Annotated in this window: 18 protein-coding genes; 14 read left to right on the top strand and 4 right to left on the bottom strand. The window is 75.1% G+C overall.

The features are described 5' to 3' along the window. Window positions 1-45: 45 nt before the first annotated feature. Genes MUU72_RS18980 through MUU72_RS18955 form a run of 6 tightly spaced genes read left to right on the top strand, consistent with a single transcriptional unit; the run spans window position 46 to window position 4,162 of the window. Entirely contained in the window at window positions 46-480 is a 435-nt protein-coding gene (locus MUU72_RS18980) for a cupin domain-containing protein (protein WP_248014508.1), read from the top strand. After that, window positions 477-1,745: a beta-ketoacyl-[acyl-carrier-protein] synthase family protein gene (locus MUU72_RS18975; protein WP_248014507.1), complete on the top strand. Its 1,269-nt coding sequence runs from the start codon at window positions 477-479 to the stop codon at window positions 1,743-1,745. The genes MUU72_RS18980 and MUU72_RS18975 overlap by 4 nt, the downstream gene beginning before the upstream one ends. Then, complete coding sequence (locus MUU72_RS18970; protein ID WP_248014506.1) at window positions 1,742-2,995, top strand: beta-ketoacyl synthase N-terminal-like domain-containing protein; 1,254 nt, start codon at window positions 1,742-1,744, stop codon at window positions 2,993-2,995. The genes MUU72_RS18975 and MUU72_RS18970 overlap by 4 nt, the downstream gene beginning before the upstream one ends. Window positions 2,996-3,007: 12 nt before the next feature. Then, complete coding sequence (locus tag MUU72_RS18965; protein WP_248014505.1) at window positions 3,008-3,319, top strand: acyl carrier protein; 312 nt, start codon at window positions 3,008-3,010, stop codon at window positions 3,317-3,319. Window position 3,320: 1 nt separating this feature from the next. After that, entirely contained in the window at window positions 3,321-3,797 is a 477-nt protein-coding gene (locus tag MUU72_RS18960) for an SRPBCC family protein (protein WP_248014504.1), read from the top strand. Window positions 3,798-3,829: 32 nt separating this feature from the next. Beyond that, a complete protein-coding gene (locus MUU72_RS18955; protein WP_248014503.1) occupies window positions 3,830-4,162 on the top strand; it encodes a TcmI family type II polyketide cyclase in 333 nt (110 codons plus the stop codon). 85 nt (window positions 4,163-4,247) lie between these two features. Here the strand turns inward: MUU72_RS18955 and MUU72_RS18950 are convergent, their stop codons facing one another. The 3 genes from MUU72_RS18950 to MUU72_RS18940 form a co-directional block, all read right to left on the bottom strand. Further along, complete coding sequence (locus tag MUU72_RS18950) at window positions 4,248-5,279, bottom strand: methyltransferase (RefSeq protein WP_248014502.1); 1,032 nt, start codon at window positions 5,277-5,279, stop codon at window positions 4,248-4,250. A 112-nt stretch (window positions 5,280-5,391) separates the two neighbouring features. Next, window positions 5,392-6,492, bottom strand: coding sequence for a right-handed parallel beta-helix repeat-containing protein (locus MUU72_RS18945; RefSeq protein WP_248014501.1), 1,101 nt, complete (start codon window positions 6,490-6,492; stop codon window positions 5,392-5,394). 323 nt (window positions 6,493-6,815) lie between these two features. After that, window positions 6,816-7,661, bottom strand: a complete 846-nt coding sequence (locus tag MUU72_RS18940) for a TetR/AcrR family transcriptional regulator (protein ID WP_248014500.1) — start codon at window positions 7,659-7,661, stop codon at window positions 6,816-6,818. A gap of 472 nt (window positions 7,662-8,133) precedes the next feature. Between MUU72_RS18940 and MUU72_RS18935 the strand changes: the two genes are divergently transcribed. From MUU72_RS18935 to MUU72_RS18910, 6 genes are all read left to right on the top strand, one after another. Further along, window positions 8,134-9,024: a siderophore-interacting protein gene (locus MUU72_RS18935; RefSeq protein WP_248014499.1), complete on the top strand. Its 891-nt coding sequence runs from the start codon at window positions 8,134-8,136 to the stop codon at window positions 9,022-9,024. A gap of 115 nt (window positions 9,025-9,139) precedes the next feature. Further along, on the top strand, window positions 9,140-9,343 hold the full coding sequence (locus tag MUU72_RS18930; RefSeq protein ID WP_248014498.1) for a hypothetical protein: 204 nt from the start codon (window positions 9,140-9,142) through the stop codon (window positions 9,341-9,343). 61 nt (window positions 9,344-9,404) lie between these two features. Further along, complete coding sequence (locus MUU72_RS18925) at window positions 9,405-9,806, top strand: DUF6126 family protein (RefSeq protein ID WP_248014497.1); 402 nt, start codon at window positions 9,405-9,407, stop codon at window positions 9,804-9,806. 355 nt (window positions 9,807-10,161) lie between these two features. Beyond that, window positions 10,162-10,560, top strand: coding sequence for a 6-pyruvoyl trahydropterin synthase family protein (locus tag MUU72_RS18920; RefSeq protein WP_248014496.1), 399 nt, complete (start codon window positions 10,162-10,164; stop codon window positions 10,558-10,560). Window positions 10,561-10,640: 80 nt separating this feature from the next. Further along, window positions 10,641-11,567, top strand: coding sequence for an SAM-dependent methyltransferase (locus MUU72_RS18915; RefSeq protein WP_372503199.1), 927 nt, complete (start codon window positions 10,641-10,643; stop codon window positions 11,565-11,567). A gap of 174 nt (window positions 11,568-11,741) precedes the next feature. Further along, window positions 11,742-12,182, top strand: coding sequence for an SPW repeat protein (locus MUU72_RS18910; RefSeq protein WP_248014495.1), 441 nt, complete (start codon window positions 11,742-11,744; stop codon window positions 12,180-12,182). Window positions 12,183-12,295: 113 nt separating this feature from the next. Here MUU72_RS18910 and MUU72_RS18905 read toward each other — a convergent pair whose 3' ends face one another. Then, on the bottom strand, window positions 12,296-12,493 hold the full coding sequence (locus MUU72_RS18905; protein WP_248014494.1) for a hypothetical protein: 198 nt from the start codon (window positions 12,491-12,493) through the stop codon (window positions 12,296-12,298). A gap of 504 nt (window positions 12,494-12,997) precedes the next feature. Here MUU72_RS18905 and MUU72_RS18900 point away from each other — a divergent pair. Next, window positions 12,998-14,854 carry an alkyl/aryl-sulfatase gene (locus MUU72_RS18900; RefSeq protein ID WP_248014493.1) on the top strand — a complete coding sequence of 619 codons (1,857 nt, stop codon included), beginning with the start codon at window positions 12,998-13,000 and terminating at the stop codon, window positions 14,852-14,854. 55 nt (window positions 14,855-14,909) lie between these two features. Beyond that, window positions 14,910-16,940 (top strand): ATP-binding protein, encoded by a 2,031-nt coding sequence (locus MUU72_RS18895; RefSeq protein WP_248014492.1) that lies wholly within the window; start codon window positions 14,910-14,912, stop codon window positions 16,938-16,940. Window positions 16,941-16,952 lie beyond the last annotated feature (12 nt).

The raw sequence follows: 16,952 nt of genomic DNA, 5'->3' as shown, positions 1-16,952 counted from the left end.
CTCCCACCCCCCATCCACCGGCACCACGCCCTGGAGGAATCAGCCATGACCACGCACCGCCCACGCATCGTGGACCTCAGCGAGACCCAGCCCAACCGCCGGCGCGGAGGTGACCTGCGCGCCATGCTGACACCCAGCGCGGTGGGATCCACGAGCGGCTTCATGGGCATGGCACTCGTCCAGCCCGGCGAGCGCATCGGTGAGCACTACCACCCCTACTCCGAGGAGTTCGTCTACGTCGTCCAGGGCGACCTGGAGGTCGATCTGGACGGCGAGACCCTCCCGCTCCGCCCGGACCAGGGCCTGATGATCCCGCCGTACATGCGGCACCGGTTCCGCAACGTCGGGAGCACCGAGGCCCGGATGGTCTTCCACCTCGGCCCGCTGGCCCCGCGCCCCGAGCTCGGCCACGTCGACACCGAGGGCACCGAGGAGGGCACACCGGCCGCGCCGCCCGAACGCGCGGAGCCGGTGTCATGACCCGCCGCGTGGCGGTCACCGGCGTCGGCATCGTCGCCCCGGGCGGTGTGGGGGTCCCCGCGTTCTGGGACCTGCTCTCCAGCGGGCGGACGGCCACCCGTGGCATCACCCTCTTCGACCCGGCCGGCTTCCGGTCCCGGATCGCCGCCGAATGCGACTTCGATCCGGCCGCGCACGGCCTGACCGGGGAGCAGGTGGCACAGCAGGACCGGTACATCCAGTTCGCCCTGGTCGCCGCGGCGGAGGCGCTGCGCGAGGCCGGGCTGGACATGGACCGGGAGGACCCCTGGCGGGTCGGGGTGTCCCTGGGAACCGCGGTCGGCGGCACCACGCGCCTGGAGCACGACTACGTGGCGGTCAGCGAGTCCGGCCGCCGCTGGGACGTGGACCCGCGGCCCGCCGGGCCGCATCTGCACCGGGCGTTCTCGCCCAGTTCGCTGGCGTCCGCGGTGGCGGAGCGGATCGGCGCGCACGGCCCGGTGCAGACCGTCTCGACCGGCTGCACCTCCGGCCTGGACGCGATCGGCTACGCCTTCCACTCCATCGAGGAGGGCCGGGTCGACGTCTGCGTGGCGGGCGCCTCCGACTCGCCGATCTCGCCGATCACCGTCGCCTGCTTCGACGCCATCAAGGCGACCTCCGCCAACAACGACGACCCCGCCCACGCCTCGCGGCCCTTCGACGCCCGGCGCGACGGGTTCGTCATGGGCGAGGGCGGTGCCGTCCTGGTCCTGGAGGAGCTGGAGCACGCCCGGGCCCGCGGTGCCACCGTGCACTGCGAGATCCGCGGCTACGCCACCTTCGGCAACGCCTACCACATGACCGGCCTGACCCAGGAAGGACTGGAGATGGCCGAGGCGATCAACCGCTCACTGGCCCACGCGCGGCTCGACAGCACCCAGGTCGACTACGTCAACGCGCACGGCTCGGGCACCCAGCAGAACGACCGCCACGAGACCGCCGCGGTCAAGAAGTCGCTGGGCGCGCACGCCTTCAAGGTGCCGATGAGCTCGATCAAGTCGATGGTGGGGCACTCGCTGGGCGCGATCGGCGCGATCGAGATCGTCGCCTGCGTCCTGGCGCTGACCCACCAGGTGGTCCCGCCGACCGCCAACTACGAGAACCCGGACCCGGAGTGCGACCTCGACTACGTGCCGAAGACCGCGCGGGAACTGCCGCTGCGGTCGGTGCTGTCCGTGGGCAGCGGATTCGGCGGTTTCCAGTCAGCCGTGGTCATGACCAGGCCGGGTGGGAGGACGACATGAACTCCCCGCACGAGCACCGACATTCCGTCGTCACCGGCATCGGTGTGATCGCCCCCAACGGGGCCAACACCGAAGCGTTCTGGAAGGCGACCAAGGAGGGCATCAGCGTCCTGGACGCGGTCACCCGCGAAGGCTGCGGTGACCTGCCCCTGAAGGTCGCCGGCGAGGTCCGCGACTTCGATCCGGGCGAGCTGATCGAGGAGCGCTTCCTCGTCCAGACCGACCGGTTCACGCACTTCGCGATGGCCGCGGCCAACCTCGCGCTGGACGACGCCCTGCTGGGCCGGGCCGACTACAACCGCTCACCGTTCGCGGTGGGGGTGGTGACCGCGGCCGGCTCCGGCGGCGGCGAGTTCGGCCAGCGGGAGCTGCAACGGCTGTGGGGCCAGGGCTCGCGCTACGTCGGCCCGTACCAGTCCATCGCGTGGTTCTACGCGGCCAGCACCGGCCAGATCTCCATCCGCGGCGGCTTCAAGGGGCCGTGCGGGGTGGTGGCCAGTGACGAGGCGGGCGGTCTGGACGCCCTGGCGCACGCCGCCCGCACCATCCGCCGCGGCACCGACGCCGTGGTGGTGGGCGCCGCCGAGGCCCCGCTGGCCCCGTACTCGGTGGTCTGCCAGCTCGGCTACGAGGACCTCAGCCGCTGCGCCGACCCGGCCCGCGCCTACCGCCCGTTCACCGACGCGGCGTGCGGCTTCGTACCCGCCGAGGGCGGCGCGATGCTGGTCGTCGAGGAGCGGTCGGCCGCCGAGGAGCGGGGTGCCCGGCCCCGGGCCGTGCTGGCCGGGCACGCCGCCACCTTCACCGGCGCCGCCCTGTGGGAGGAGTCCCGGCAGGGGCTGGCCCACGCGATCGAGGGCGCGCTGGCGGACGCCGGGTGCGCGCCCGAGGAGATCGACGTGGTCTTCGCGGACGCCCTCGGGGTGGCCGCGGCCGACCGGGCCGAGGCGCTGGCCCTCACCGACGCCCTGGGCGGGCGCGCCGGCCGGATCCCGGTGACCGCGCCCAAGACCGGCATCGGCCGGGCGTACTGCGGCGCCCCCGTCCTGGACATCGCGGCCGCGGTGCTCGCCATGGAGAGCTCCGTCGTGCCGCCGACCCCCAACGTCATCGACGTCAGCGTGGACCTCGACGTGGTGACCGGCAGGTCCCGGGCCGCCGAGCTGCGGACCGCGCTGGTGCTGAGCCGGGGGCTGATGGGCTCCAACGCGGCGATGGTGCTGCGCCGGTGCGACAAGTCCCCCTCCTGAGAGGAGATTCCCATGACCGACCGACTGACCCTGGACGAACTGGCCGCGCTGATGAAGTCCGCCGCCGGCCTCACCGTCGACCCCGCGGAGATGGCGGACCGGCCCGACACCACCTTCGCCGAGTACGGCCTGGACTCGCTGGGCCTGCTCGGCATCGTGGGCGAGCTGGAGAACCGCTTCGGGCGGCCGCTGCCCACCGACGCCGAGCGCGCCAAGACCCCCCGCGACTTCCTCGACCTCGTCAACGGCAACAGCGACAGCAGCGGCCCGGGCCGGGGCACGGCCCGCGCCGCATCCGACACCGTCACCACGACAGGAGCCTGACATGCCCGGCCACACCGAGAACGAGATCACCATCGCCGCCCCGCTCTCCCTCGTCTGGGACATGACCAACGACCTGGAGAACTGGCCCAACCTCTTCAGCGAGTACGCCTCGGTGGAGGTGCTGTCCCGGGAGGGCGACACCACCACCTTCCGGCTGACCATGCACCCGGACGAGAACGGCCAGGTGTGGAGCTGGATCTCCGAGCGCACCCCGGACCGCGGCGCGCTGACCGTCCGCGCCCGCCGGGTCGAGACCGGCCCGTTCAAGTTCATGGACATCTTCTGGAAGTACAAGGAGATCCCCGGCGGCACGTCGATGCACTGGACCCAGGACTTCGCGATGAAGCCCGAGGCCCCGGTCGACGACAAGGGCATGACCGAGCACATCAACCGCAACTCCCGGATCCAGATGGAGCTCATCCGGGACCGGATCGAGCAGCGCGACCGCGAGCTGCGCGCCGCCGCCCCGGCCGGCTGACCGCCCGGCCGGCAACGAAGGGAACCTCCCCGATGCACCACGCTCTGATCGTCGCCCGGATGAAGCCCGGCTCGGCCCCCGACATCGCGAAGGTCTTCGCGGAGTCGGACCGGACCGAACTGCCTCACCTGGTGGGCGTCAACCGGCGGACCCTGTTCCAGTTCGGTGACGTCTACCTGCACCTCATCGAGTCCGACGTCCCGCCCGGCCCGGAGATCGCCAAGGTGCACCAGCACCCCGAGTTCCAGGCCATCAGCCGGCGGCTGACGTCCTACGTCAGCGCGTACGACCCGGAGACCTGGCGCAGTCCCAAGGACGCCATGGCCCAGGAGTTCTACCGCTGGGAGCGGGACGGCGCCGGCTGATCCGGCCCGGCGCCCGGTGACCGGCCTCCCCGTCATGTCCTGCGGGGAGGCCGCCGCCGGGCCGGTCCGGTTCATCCGCGCCCGCTCACCCGGCGGGGACGGTGCACTCGAAGGCGTGCAGGTACGGGTTGACCACGCGGATGTCGTGCACCATCAGCCCGGCGTCGGAGATCCGGCGGACCAGGCTCTCCTTGGTGTGCTTGGCGCCGCCGACGTTCATCAGCAGCAGGAGGTCCATGGCGGTGGTGAACTTCATCGACGGGCTGTCGTCGACGAGGTTCTCGATCACCACCACCCGGGCGCCGGGCCGGGCGGCCCCGACGACGTTCCGCAAGGTGCGGCGGGTGCTGTCGTCGTCCCACTCCAGGATGTTCTTGATGATGTAGAGGTCGGCTCGGACCGGGATGTCCTCCCGGCAGTCGCCGGCCACGATCCGGGCCCGTCCGGCGAGCGGGCCGTCCTTGCGCAGCCGCGGGTCGGGCGCGGCCACCACCGACGGCAGGTCCAGCAGGGTGCCCCGCAGTGACGGGTACTTCTCCAGCAGCCGGGCCAGCACGTGGCCCTGCCCGCCGCCGATGTCGGCCACCGACGAGACGCCGGTGAGGTCGAGGAGTTCGGCGATGTCACGGGCCGACTGCTTGCTGGAGGTGGTCATCGCCCGGTCGAAGACCCGGGCGGACTCCGGGGCGTCCTCGTGGAGGTAGTCGAAGAAGCCCTTGCCGTACAGGTCGTCGAAGACGCTGCGGCCGGAGCGCACCGCGTCCTCCAGCCGCGGCCACGCCTCCCAGGTCCACGGCTCGGTGCACCACAGCGAGATGTAGCGCAGGCTGTTCGGCGCGTCCTCCCGCAGCAGCTTGGACATCTCGGTGTGCGAGACCTTGCCGTCCTCGGTCTCCTCGAAGATCCCGTAGCAGGACAGCGCCCGCAGCAGCCGGTGCAGCGGCCGCGGTTCGGTGCCCACCGAGGCGGCCAGCTCCTCGACGGTGGTGGGCTGCTCGCCCAGCGCGTCCGCCAGCCGGAGCCGGGCGGCCGCCCGGACCGCCGCGGCGCACGCGGCGCCGAAGATGAGTTCACGCAGCCGCATGGCCGGCTGGGGGGTGGGGCTCACGGTGGTCATTCCGCCTCTATTCTCCCGTTGCGTTCTGGCTTGCGTTCTGGCTTGCGGTTCCGGCTGTGTTCCGGCTTTGCGTGCGGGCCTGCGTTCCGGTCCGGGCTGTCGCGGGGCGCGGTCAGCCGCACAGGCCGGGCGGCGTGGAGGTCCGGCAGGTGTTGCGGATGAAGACGTTGCCCCGGCCGTCGGGGTCGGCGTTGACCAGATCCGCCGGGGCGTTGCGCAGCACGACGTTGTCGCGGATGAGATTGCGGTCGTCGGTGGCCTTGACGAAGCTGCGGAAGAGCACGATCCCGCCGGACAGCGGCGAGGTGCCGATGTTGTCGCGGACGAGGTTGTGCTGCACGAGGGAGTCCTCGGTGCCGGTGAGGACCACGCCGATGCCCTGGAGGAACGGCAGCCGATTGGTCTTGGGACAGGACTTGTTGTTCCGGGAGACCTCGTTGTCCCGCACCGTCAGCGCCCCGGCCCGGGGGTGGCCCTCGTCGCCGACCACGAACACCCCGGCGCAGTTCCCGGTCGCGGTGTTGTGGCCGATCAGGAGGTTCCGTACGCGCCGGGCGGTGAGGCCGATGCGGTTCCCGGCGAGGCGGTTGCGCAGCAGCAGGGTGCCCCGGGTGTCGAGCGCCCCGCCCTCCTCCTCGACCATGTTCGCCACGAAGATCCCGGCGTCGCCGTTGTCGGTGGCGTCGTTGTCGCGCACCGAGCTGTGCACCGACTTCTCCAGCCCGATGCCCCACTGCCCGTTGTGCCGCGCGCGGACGCGGCGCACCGTCAGTCCCTCGGTGCCCGAGGCCCAGACGCCGTTCCGCCGGAACCCCTCCACGGTCAGCGACCGCAGGTGGACGTCGGTGAGCGGGCCGCCGGGCCCGGCGGTGACGCAGATCCCGTCGCCGCGCTGCCCGCAGGCGTTCTCCGCCCGGGTGGCGGGCGGTGCCAGCACGGTGCGCGCGCCGCTGCCGCGCAGCATCAGATGCGACTTGTTGATCAGGACGCTCTCGCGGAAGACCCCGGGCGCCAGGATCACCGTGTCGCCCGGCCGGGCCGCGTCCACCGCCTGCTGAACCGATTCGCCGGGCCGGACCAGCAGCACTCCGCCGTCCCGGTCCGGTGCGGCCCGGGACGGCGGCGCCGCGCCCAGAACGCCGGCCAGTACCACCGCCGCGCAGACCGGGGAAGTCATCCGCCGTGCCCCGCACATCACCTGTCGTAGCGCCATGAGGCGAAGCTATGGGCGATCACCGGGGCTCGCCACATGGGGTAGCCCGTTGATCGCGGTGCGTGCGGACGTCAGCGTTCCGCGGCCGGACCGGGCGGCCGGTCCGCGGCGGCCGGCGGCGCCCCGGCGTCCGACCCGGGATCAGCCGCCGTACCGGGCCCGGGATCCGACGGGACGTCAGCCGGGGCGTCCGGCGCGGCCTCCGCCAGCAGGGCCGCCAGGCTGGCGGGCAGGAACCACGGGCGGAGGCGGGGGACGGTCACGGATGCTCAACGCCACCGCCCCCCCGACGACACCGGTCCGGGGCGCTCCGGCCCGCTTCATCACTCCAACGGCCCCCGCGCGCACGGCCCGGCCGCCTGCCGGGCGATGGCCGCCTCGACGCCGTCCAGGATGACCGCCAATCCGGCTTCGAAGGTCCGCCGGGCCTCGCGCTCCAGATAGGAGCCGTGCGCGTCCTCGCCGTCCCCGGGCGGCGGGGTGGCGCCCTCGGTCTCCAGGCGGACCAGCAGCGGGAAGCGCTCGGCGAAGTCCGGGACCACCTCGGCCAGCAGCCCGGCGCGGGCCTGCCACCACTCCTCGTCGCCCACGCCGGTGGCGGCGGCCGCCTGCCGGGACTCGGCGGCGGTCCGCGCGGCGCCGCGGACGAAGTGGACGAGCAGGCCGACGATCCGGCGCAGCGCGGCCGGCTCCAGCCCGGTGGCGTCCAGCACCCGCAGCAGGGTCTCCATCGAGGTGTACTCGTTCGGGCCCAGCACCGGACGGGCCTGGGAGACCTGGAGCACCCAGGGGTGGCGCAGGCAGAACTCCCAGGTGTCGGCGGCCCAGGACACCACCGCGGTCCGCCAGCCGTCCGCCGGGTCGTAGCCGGTGGGGAGTTCACCCAGCGCGCGGTCGTACATCAGGTCCACCAGCTCGGTCTTGCCGGGGACGTAGGTGTAGAGCGCCATCGCCGTACGGCCCAGCCGCTCGCCGACCGTGCGCATGGACAGTGCCGCCATGCCCTCGGCGTCGGCCACCGCGATACCGGCGTCCACGATCGCCGCGACGCTCAGCGCGGGCTTGGGGCCGCGCGCCGGCCGGGGCGGGCGCTCCTCGGTGCCCTCCGGGGCGCGCCACAGCAGGGACAGCGAACGGCGGGGGTCGCCCTGGCCCGCGAATACCACCAACTTGCTTCTCCTTAGGGTGTAAAGTTATTGTCTCCGCGCGAACTCTTTATGGCGTAAGGTTATCAGGGGAGAGGGTCATGGAGTCCGAATGGGGTGGCGGGTCGGGGACGGGCGCGGGGCAGCGGACCAGGGCGGACGGCCACGAGGGGGGCAAGGTGCCGGGCGCCCGGGAGAACGCTCCCGACGGGGGCTGCGCCGCTCTTCCCGGACGCCGGCCGGTGGTCCTCACCGGAAATTCCGAAGCCGGGAAAACCCCTCTCGTCTCCGGTGCCGTGGCCGCCGGGTCCAGGCGGCCGGGGACCGTCGGCCCGGACCCCGGCGCGGCCCGGTCGCCCTCACCGGCACGCCCCGCGAACGGGTCGGGACCGCCGCCACCCTGACGGTCCGCCACCCCCGCGCGCACCCCGGCCGGGCCCCGTACGCCGCCCAGCCGCCCTCCCGCCCCGTACGCCCCACACCCCGAGGAGCCCCCATGTCCACCCCGCCGCCCGTCGCCCTCCTCCACGTCACCGGCGTCCGCCGGATCACCCCGCGCACGGTGCGGGTCACCTTCGCCGGGGACGGCCTCGACACCTTCCCCACCTGGCCCGACCAGCAGCTCAAACTCCTCTTCCCGCGGCCGGGCCAGTCCGCCCCCCGGCTCCCCGAGGCGCCCGCGGACGACGACGGGATGCGCTGGTACCAGGCGTTCCTGGCCCTCCCCGAGGACGAACGGCCCTGGATGCGCAGCTACACGGTGCGCGCCCACGACCCCGTCCGGCACCGGCTCACCGTCGACTTCGTCCTGCACGGGGACGCCCTGGCCGGGCAGTCCGGGGCGGCCGGACCGGCGACCCGCTGGGCGGCCACCGCCGCCGTCGGCGACACCCTCGCCCGCTACGGCCCGGCCGCGGCCTACGCCCGCCCGCTGCCGCTCGACACCCCGGGTCTGCTGCTGTTCGCCGGTGACGAGACCGCGCTGCCGGCCCTGGCCTCCCTGGCCGAGGCGCTGCCCGCCACCGCCCGCGCGGTCGCGTACGTCGAGGTCGCCGCGGCCGAGGAGGAGCAGCCGCTGGCCACCCGGGCCGGCCTGACCGTCCACTGGGTGCACCGCGACCGCGCGCCGGCCGGACCCGGCGGCCCGCTGGTGACCGCCGTCCGCGCGGCCCGCCTCCCCGCAACCCCGGCCTTCGCCTGGCTGGCCGGCGAGGCCGGCGCGGTCCGCGCACTGCGCCGCCACCTGCTCACCGACCGCGGCCTGGACACGCACCGGATCGACTTCACCGGCTACTGGCGGCGCAGCCTCAGCCAGGACGACGCCCCGACCGAGGAGGACCTCGCCGAGGCCCGGGAGCGGCTCGCGGCGGCGGGGGAGGCCGGCTGACCCGCCCGGGCACGCCCACCCGTTCACGTCCGCGGGCCCGTCGTCTACAGTTGAGGAATTCCCCTGTTCAACGGATGAACGCGATGGCCGGTCGGCCTGAACGCGGAGGGCATGCGTGGGCGGTTTCGCCGAGTCGGTACGGGAACGGGTGCGCGCGGCGCGGGCCGCGGTCGAGGCGGCGCGGGCCGCCGACGACGCGTACGCGCTGGCCGTCGCGGAGGACGAACTGGACGACGCGCTGCGGATCGCGCGGGCCGTCGGCGTGGACCCCGACCGCGGCAGCGGGGACGATGCCTCCCGGGGCGGGGCGCCGGAATGAGCGGCGCGGCACCGCGCCGGGCGGCCGCCGCGTCCGGCGCCACCGGAGCCGGGTGACCGCCGTGTCCGGCGCACCGCGACGCAAGGGGCCGCCGCCGTGGCGCGCGGTCCGCTCCCGCACCTGCATACCCCACCGCTCCGCCCGGGCCTGCCGGGGCCGCCGCCATGCCGGGCGCGGCCCGCTGCGCCCGGCCCGCGGGCACGGCCGCGCCTGCCCGGAGGCCGCCGCCCGGCACCGGACGTCGCCCCGCTGCGGGGTCCGCCGGGCCCGCGTCACCGCCGTCCGCCCCGGCACCCGGCTGGCCCGGCTGCCCGCCACCGTCCTGGTGACCCACCGCGCCGCGGCCCACGAGGCGGCCCGCCGCAGCCTGTGGATACGGGTGCTGCTCTACATCGCCGTGACCCACCTCGTCCTGGTCTTCCTGGCCCTCGTCGTCTACCTGGGACGGCACGCGGGCACCTGACCCGCCCGGCCCGCGCCGCCCGCCGCGAACGGCCCCGCACCGCCCCGTCGTTGCCCGGCCGGTAGGCCGCACCGAATCTGTGGCGGAGCCCGGGGACCCCGCGTATCGTGACCGGGTCGCCAAGATCCCCGGCATGCGCTCCCCGGCGTCCGGACGCCGGGCCGTACCGTCCAGGAGGATGCCGTGCCGCCCCCGGGCCTGCCGGACCGGCGCCCCCCGCCGCGGCGCGCAGCCGGCCCGCGCACCGCCCGCCGCCGCGCCCCGGTACCGCGTCCGCGCATCCGCCGCCCGCCGTGCCGCCCCTCCACACCCCGCCCGTGACCGAAGCCGTCCGCACATCCTGGGAGGAACCCCCGTGTTCAGCATCACCGTCCGCGACCACCTGATGGTCGCGCACAGCTTCCGCGGCACGGGCTCCGGGGCCGCGCAGCGCCTGCACGGCGCGACGTTCATCGTGGACGCCACCTTCCGCCGGCCCGCGCTCGACGATGACAACGTGGTCGTCGACCTGGCCCTGGCGGCCCAGGAGCTGGGCGCCGTGATCGCCGAGCTCAACTACCGCAACCTCGAACACGAACCGGCCTTCGCCGGCACCAACACCTCCGCCGAGGCGCTGGCCAAGGTCATCGCCGACCGGCTGGCCGACCGGGTCGGCGCCGGCCACCTCGGCGCGGGCGCCCGCGGCCTGGCCGGGATCACCGTCACCCTGCACGACTCCCCGGTGGCGTGGGCGAGTTACGAACGTGCACTGTGAGACGGACACGCCTGGTCGGGCGGTGGCGGACCGCACCGAACAGTGATCCCGGAGCCCGCCGGCCGTGCCATCCTTGAGGGGTGGGAGACGACGTCGCACACTCCGGCCGGAGCGCCGGCACGGGCGCGCAGCGCACCGCGGAGCCCCTGCGGGGAACGATCGGCAGACCGCGGTTCTGCCCCCGGTGGCTGGAACTGCGGGAGCGGGCGGACGCCGCGGCCCGCGCCCCCGAACTCCTCGGCCCGCTGCGTGCGTGGCTCGCCGCGGCCCCGGGGCCGGAACTCCTCGGCGGCGGCGGCCTGGTGATCCACGACCTGGGCTGCGGTACGGGCGCGATGGGGCGCTGGCTCGCGGTCCGGCTGCCGGGCCCGCAGCACTGGGTCCTCCAGGACCACGACGCGGTGCTGCTCGCCCGGGCCGGGCGCGGAATGCCGTCCACCGCGGCCGACGGACGCCCCGTCACCGCCGGTACGCGCTACGGCGACCTGGCCGGTCTGACCCCGGCCGCCCTGGCCGGCACGTCCCTGGTGACCGCCTCCGCGCTGCTCGACCTGCTGACCCGCACGGAGCTGGAGAAGGTGGCCGCGGCCTGCGCGGGCGCCGGCTGCCCGGCGCTGCTGACGCTGTCGGTCACCGGCCGGGTGGACCTCACCCCCGCCGACCCCTTCGACGCGGAGATCGCCGACGCGTTCTCCGCGTACCAGCGCCGGACCGAGGGCGGCCGCCGGCTGCTGGGCCCGGACGCGGTCGAGGCGGCCGCCGAGGCGTTCGCCCGGTACGGGGCACGGGTGGCGACCCGGCCCAGCCCCTGGCGGCTGGGCAGTCCGGAGTGCGCGCTGACCGAGCGGTGGCTGCGCGGCTGGGTGGCTGCCGCGCGGGCCCGGCGCCCGCGGCTGGGGCGCGCGGCGGACCGGTACCTGCGGCGCCGGCTGGAGGCGTGCGCGGCGGGGGAGCTGGGCGTCGCGGTGCACCACGCCGATCTGCTGGCGCTGCCGGACCGCCGCTGAGCCGGTCTGCCCCTCGGCCGTGCCCGGTTCGCTCCGGATCTGCCCGGTTCGTCTCGTTCGTGAAATTCGCCTGGCCCAGCATCTACACATAAAGGCCGTATAAGCGCAAAATAAAGGTGCGCGGCCCGATGCCACGCGATGCGGCCCGGCTGGTGAGCGAAGGAGGCGAGTCGGATGGCCGATGTCTCACACCACAGGGGAGATCTCGCTGGTCACCCTGACGTCACCGAGATGAGGGAGCGCTACGAGCGGATGCTCGGCGGGCGGGATGTGGTGCTCGTCGACGGACCGGTCTTCCTGGTCGGTCTGTACTGCGCGGTTTCGGCGTGGGTCGTGCACTTCACGGCCTCGCAGCCCGCGCTGATGACCCACAACCTCATCGTCGGCATCGCCATCGCCCTGCTGGCGATCGGCTTCACCGTCACCCCGGAGCGGATGTACGGGCTGAGCGGCGCGATGTGCGCGATCGGCGTCTGGCTGATCGTGTCGCCCTGGGTCGTCGGGCGCGGTCCCGACGCGGGAGTCATCTGGAACAACGTCGTCATCGGCGCCCTGACGTTCCTGCTGGGCGCGCTCTGCGTCGCCGTGGCATCGAGGAGCCGCCGCGTCACGTGAGCGCGCTCCCGCGGAGCGCGGGGAAGACCACCGGCCCGCTTGCCCTTCGGAGTCCTCACAGCGACGGCAAGCGGGCCGGGCACGTCCGGGGGCCCGGCACGAGGCCCGGGAGGCTACCGGCGGCGGTCGCGGGCGCCGGGCCGGGCCGGCCCGACCAGGTGGCCGGCGACCCCGGCCAGCACCAGCCCGCCGGCCAGGACCAGCCCGTGCGGCAGGACCACCCCGGCGGCCAGCGCCACGAGCGCGGTGGCCAGGACCAGCCGGACCGCGAGCCGCCGGAACGGCGCGGCCGGGGCCGCCGGTATGCGCACCGGCGGACAAGGCGGACAGGGGGCGGGGTCGGGCGGGAAGTGCTCCGCGAGGCCGCGGAGCCGGAGGTCGTCGTCGGGGGACAGGGGGCGTCCCTCCTCTCCCGGGAGGTGCTGCCGGCGGCGCCGTACGGGGCAGGGGCGGATGGGGCGGGGCCGGGCAGACCGGCCGGACTCGGGGCACCCGACCACGCACGGGCCCCGGTGTGCTGCGCGACGTCACACAGGCGTTGTTGTGCCCTGCCGCGCCCCGTGCGTAACGCCGTTGACCGGACATCACCGGAGCGGGAGCGTCCGCGCCGTACGACCGGTCGCAGCGGCACCGCCCGCCGCACCAGCCCCAGCCGCCGCACCCCCGCGGGCAGGCCCGCACCACCGGGCGGCTCCCGCCGGCGCACCGGCGCGCGGCGCGCGGCCCACACGTGCGGCAGCCGGGCATCTTCGGTTAAATCGAACGTGTGGGCCTCCCGCCCGTGATGGCCCGCCGTCCCGGAGAGGTGGCACGCCGTGACCGCTGTGCCCGCGGAGGACGCCCGGCCCGCCGACGACCACGAGGACTTCGCCGACGCCGACCGCGGCTTCATCGCCGCCCTCGACCCGCCCCGGATCACCGCGCCGGACGGCCGGGTGGTCTGGGACGCCGACCGCCACGCCTTCCTGGCCGGCAACTGCCCGGACACCGCCCACCCCAGCCTGTGGCGCCAGGGCCGCCTGGTCAGCCGCCACGGCCTGTACGAGGTCACCGACGGCATCTACCAGGCCCGCGGCCTGGACCTGGCCAACATGACGCTCGTCGAGGGCGACCACGGGGTCCTCGTCATCGACCCGCTGCTGTCCACCGAGACCGCCGCCGCCGGGCTGGAGCTCTACCGCACGCACCGCGGCGACCGGCCGGTCACCGGCCTGATCTACACCCACGCCCACCCCGACCACTTCGGCGGCGCCCGCGGCGTCCTGCCCGCCGGCCACCACCCCGTACCGGTGCTGGCGCCCGCCGGCTTCCGGGAGAGCGTGGTCGGCGAGCAGCTCTACACCGGCCCGGCGATGGCCCGGCGCGCCGTCTACATGTACGGCACGCAGCTGCCCGCCGGCCCGGAGGGCCAGATCGGCTGCGGCCTGGGCACCCTGCCGTCCACCGGCACCCGCAGTTTCGTCCCGCCGACCGTCGACATCACCCGCACCGGCCAGGAGGAGATCGTCGACGGGGTCCGCCTGGTCTTCCAGCTCACCCCCGGCGCCGACGCCCCCGCCGCGATGAACTTCGCCGCCCCCACCCACCGGGCCCTGTGCACCGCCGAGAACGCCGTGCACACCATGCACAGCGTCCTCACCCTGCGCGGCGCGGTGGTCCGCGACACCCGCCGCTGGGCCCACTACCTCAACGAGGCGCTCGCCCTCTTCGGCGACGGCACCGAGGTCGCGTTCGCCTCCCACCACTGGCCCACCTGGGGCAACGCCCGGATCCGCCGCCTGCTGGCCAACCAGCGCGACCTGTACGCCTACCTCCACGACCAGACCCTGCGGCTGCTCAACGAGGGCCGCACCGGCCCCGAGATCGCCGAGGAACTGCGGCTGCCGCCGGGCCTGGCCCGCCTGTGGGCGCACCACGGCTACTACGGTTCGCTGAGCCACAACGTCAAGGCGATCTACCAGCGCTACCTCGGATGGTTCGACGGCAACCCGGCCCACCTGTGGGAGCACCCGCCCGCCGAAGAGGCCCGCCGCTACGTGGAGGCCCTGGGCGGCCTGGCGGCCACGGTGGACGCCGGCAAGCGCTACGCCGCCGCCGGGGACCTGCGGTTCGCCGCCACCCTCCTCAACCACGCGGTCTTCGCCGCCCCCGGCGACCCGCGCGCCCGCCGTCAGCTGGCCGCGGTCTACGAACGGCTCGGCCACGGCTGCGAGAACGGCACCTGGCGCAACTACTACCTCACCGCCGCCATGGAACTGCGCGGTACCCCGGCCGCCGCCCGCGCCGACACCACCGGCCCGGACGCCCCCGCCCCCGACGTGGTCCGGGCCCGCTCCGTTGACCAGCTGCTGGACTCGCTCGCCATCCGCGTCGACGGGCCCCGTGCCTGGCACAAGCACCTCACCCTCGACCTCTACTTCGCCGACGAGGACCGCACCTGGCACCTGACCCTCTCGCACGGGGCGCTCACCCACCTCAGCACCCGCGGCGCCCCCACCGCCGACAGCCGGCCGGACCTGACCCTCACCCTCACCAAACCCCAGCTCCGCGAGGTGCTGGCCGGCCGCGTCCCGACCGCCGTCACTCAGGAGGGTGAGCCCGGTGCGGCCCTCCGCGAACTCCTCGGCCTGCTCAGCACCCCGGACCCCAACTTCTCCATCGTCACCCCCTGACCGGCGGTGCCCGCGGCGGACTCCGGCGCCCTCCGGCGTGGGGCAAACTGGGCCGGTGGCGAGCAACATTCCCGAGGAGTCGACGAGCTTCATCGGCCGCCGGTCCGAACTCCGGCAGCTGGACGCCGAGTTGGACCGGCACCGGCTGATCACCCTGACCGGCCCCGGCGGGGTGGGCAAGACCCGGATCGCGGTACGGGCCGCGCAGGCCGCCGCCGCCCGCTTCCCCGACGGGGTCCGCTGGGCCCCGCTGTGGCCGTTGCAGGGCGACCAGCTGCTGGTCGCCACGGTCTGCGACGCCGCCGGACTCGCCGACCACTCCGCCCGCACCCCCGTGGCCGCGCTCTGCGAATGGCTCGCCGGCAAACGGCTGCTGCTGGTGCTGGACTCCTGCGAACACCTCGTCGCGGCCTGCCGGGAGCTGGTCGGCGCACTGCTGGCCGCCGCGCCCGGCGTCACCGTCCTGGTCACCAGCCGGCAGCCGCTGGAGGTCCCCGGCGAGCGGGTCACCGAGATCGGGCCGCTGCCGTGCACCGGCGACAACGACGCGCTGGCGCTGTTCACCGACCGGGCCGGCGCCGCCGCCCCCGGCCTCCGGCTCACCGAACCGGCCAACGCCGCCGCCGCCGACCTCATCTGCCGCCGCCTGGAAGGCATCCCGCTCGCCCTGGAGCTGGCCGGCGCCCAGCTGGCCCACCGCCCGCTCGCCCAGGTCGCCGAACGGCTCGGCTCCCGCCTCGACGCCCTCGACGGCACCGGCCTGCCCTGGACCCCGCGCCACCGCACCCTGCGCACCGCCATCGGCTGGAGCCACGAGCTGTGCGCACCGCTGGAGCGGCTGCTGTGGGCCCGGCTCTCGGTCTTCCGCGGCACCTTCGACCCCGGGTCGGCGGCCGCGGTCTGCGCCGGCGGCCCGCTCTCCGCCGACGGCGTGCGCACCGCGCTGGCCGGCCTGGCCGCCAAATCCGTCGTCGCCCGCGAGGGCACCCGCTTCCGGATGCTGGACACCCTGCGCGAGTACGGCCGGATGTGGCTGGCCGAACTCGACGAGACGGCCGTGGTCGCCGACCGGCACGCCGACCACTTCGTCGGCTTCGGCCGCCGCGCCGAGCTGGGCTGGCTCGGTCCGGAGCAGGTCACCTGGTACGGCCGGGTCGCCGAGGCGTACGTCGACCTGTGCACCGCGCTGGACCACCTGCTGGGCACCGACCCGGCCCGCGCCCAGGAACTCGCCGCGGCCATCGGCTTCTTCTGGACCTGCTGCGGCCACCTGCACGAGGCCCGGGACTACCTCGACCGCGCCCTGGCCGCCCACGAGGGCCCCGGCCCGGCCCGCACCCGGGCGCTGTGGGCGCTCGGCGTGGCGATCCTCCTCCAGGGCGAACTGCACACCGCCGAGTCCCTGGGCCGGCAGTGCGCGCGGGCCGCCCGGGAGGCCGGCGACCAGGACGCGGTACTCGCCGCCGGCTACCTCATCGGCCTCACCCACCTCATGGCCGGCCGCCCGCTGACCGCCCACACCGTCGCCGGCCAGGTGCTCGGCCCACCGCCGGACGACCCCTTCGGCTCCGCCGCCCGGCTCCGCTGCCACCTCGTCCGGCTCTTCGCGCTCACCGCCCTGGGCCGCTTCGAGGAGGCCCGGGACAACGCCACCGCGCTGCGGCTGGGCTGCGTGCGGCGCGGCGAGTACTGGTCCCGCTCCTACACCGACTACCAGCTCGCCCTGGTGTCCCTCTTCCAGGGGAGGGCCGAGGAGTCCGCGGAACACGCCCGTGCGATGCTCGCCGCCAAGCGGCGGATCGGCGACAACTTCGGCATCGCGCTCGGCCTGGACCTGCTCGCCGCCGCGGTCGCCGCCCAGGGCCGGGGCGCGGCCGCCGCCCAGGTCTACGGCGGCGGGCAGGCCATCTGGCGCACGGTCGGCCACCCGCAGCGCGGCACCCCCGAACTCCGCGCGGTCCGCGAGGAGTGCGAGCGGCGGGCCCGGGCGGCGATCGGCGACCGGGCGTACACCGCGGCCTTCGACCGGGCCGCCGAGCAGGACCCCGGGCCGCTGCTCGCCCGCATCCTGGCCGGAGAGCTGTGAGGCGGCCGGCGC

Origin of the sequence: Streptomyces rhizoryzae (genome assembly GCF_023155275.1) — a bacterium.
Lineage (GTDB): Bacteria > Actinomycetota > Actinomycetes > Streptomycetales > Streptomycetaceae > Streptomyces > Streptomyces rhizoryzae.
This window is presented reverse-complemented; position numbering and strand designations above follow the sequence as displayed.

Coding starts and splice junctions, on each gene's coding strand:
- MUU72_RS18970 (WP_248014506.1), top strand. CDS start 1,742: ATGAACTCCCCGCACGAGCACCGACATTCCGTCGTCACCGGCATCGGT.
- MUU72_RS18945 (WP_248014501.1), bottom strand. CDS start 6,492: ATGGCGCTACGACAGGTGATGTGCGGGGCACGGCGGATGACTTCCCCG.
- MUU72_RS18950 (WP_248014502.1), bottom strand. CDS start 5,279: ATGACCACCGTGAGCCCCACCCCCCAGCCGGCCATGCGGCTGCGTGAA.
- MUU72_RS18960 (WP_248014504.1), top strand. CDS start 3,321: ATGCCCGGCCACACCGAGAACGAGATCACCATCGCCGCCCCGCTCTCC.
- MUU72_RS18965 (WP_248014505.1), top strand. CDS start 3,008: ATGACCGACCGACTGACCCTGGACGAACTGGCCGCGCTGATGAAGTCC.
- MUU72_RS18910 (WP_248014495.1), top strand. CDS start 11,742: ATGGCCGATGTCTCACACCACAGGGGAGATCTCGCTGGTCACCCTGAC.
- MUU72_RS18980 (WP_248014508.1), top strand. CDS start 46: ATGACCACGCACCGCCCACGCATCGTGGACCTCAGCGAGACCCAGCCC.
- MUU72_RS18975 (WP_248014507.1), top strand. CDS start 477: ATGACCCGCCGCGTGGCGGTCACCGGCGTCGGCATCGTCGCCCCGGGC.
- MUU72_RS18955 (WP_248014503.1), top strand. CDS start 3,830: ATGCACCACGCTCTGATCGTCGCCCGGATGAAGCCCGGCTCGGCCCCC.
- MUU72_RS18935 (WP_248014499.1), top strand. CDS start 8,134: ATGTCCACCCCGCCGCCCGTCGCCCTCCTCCACGTCACCGGCGTCCGC.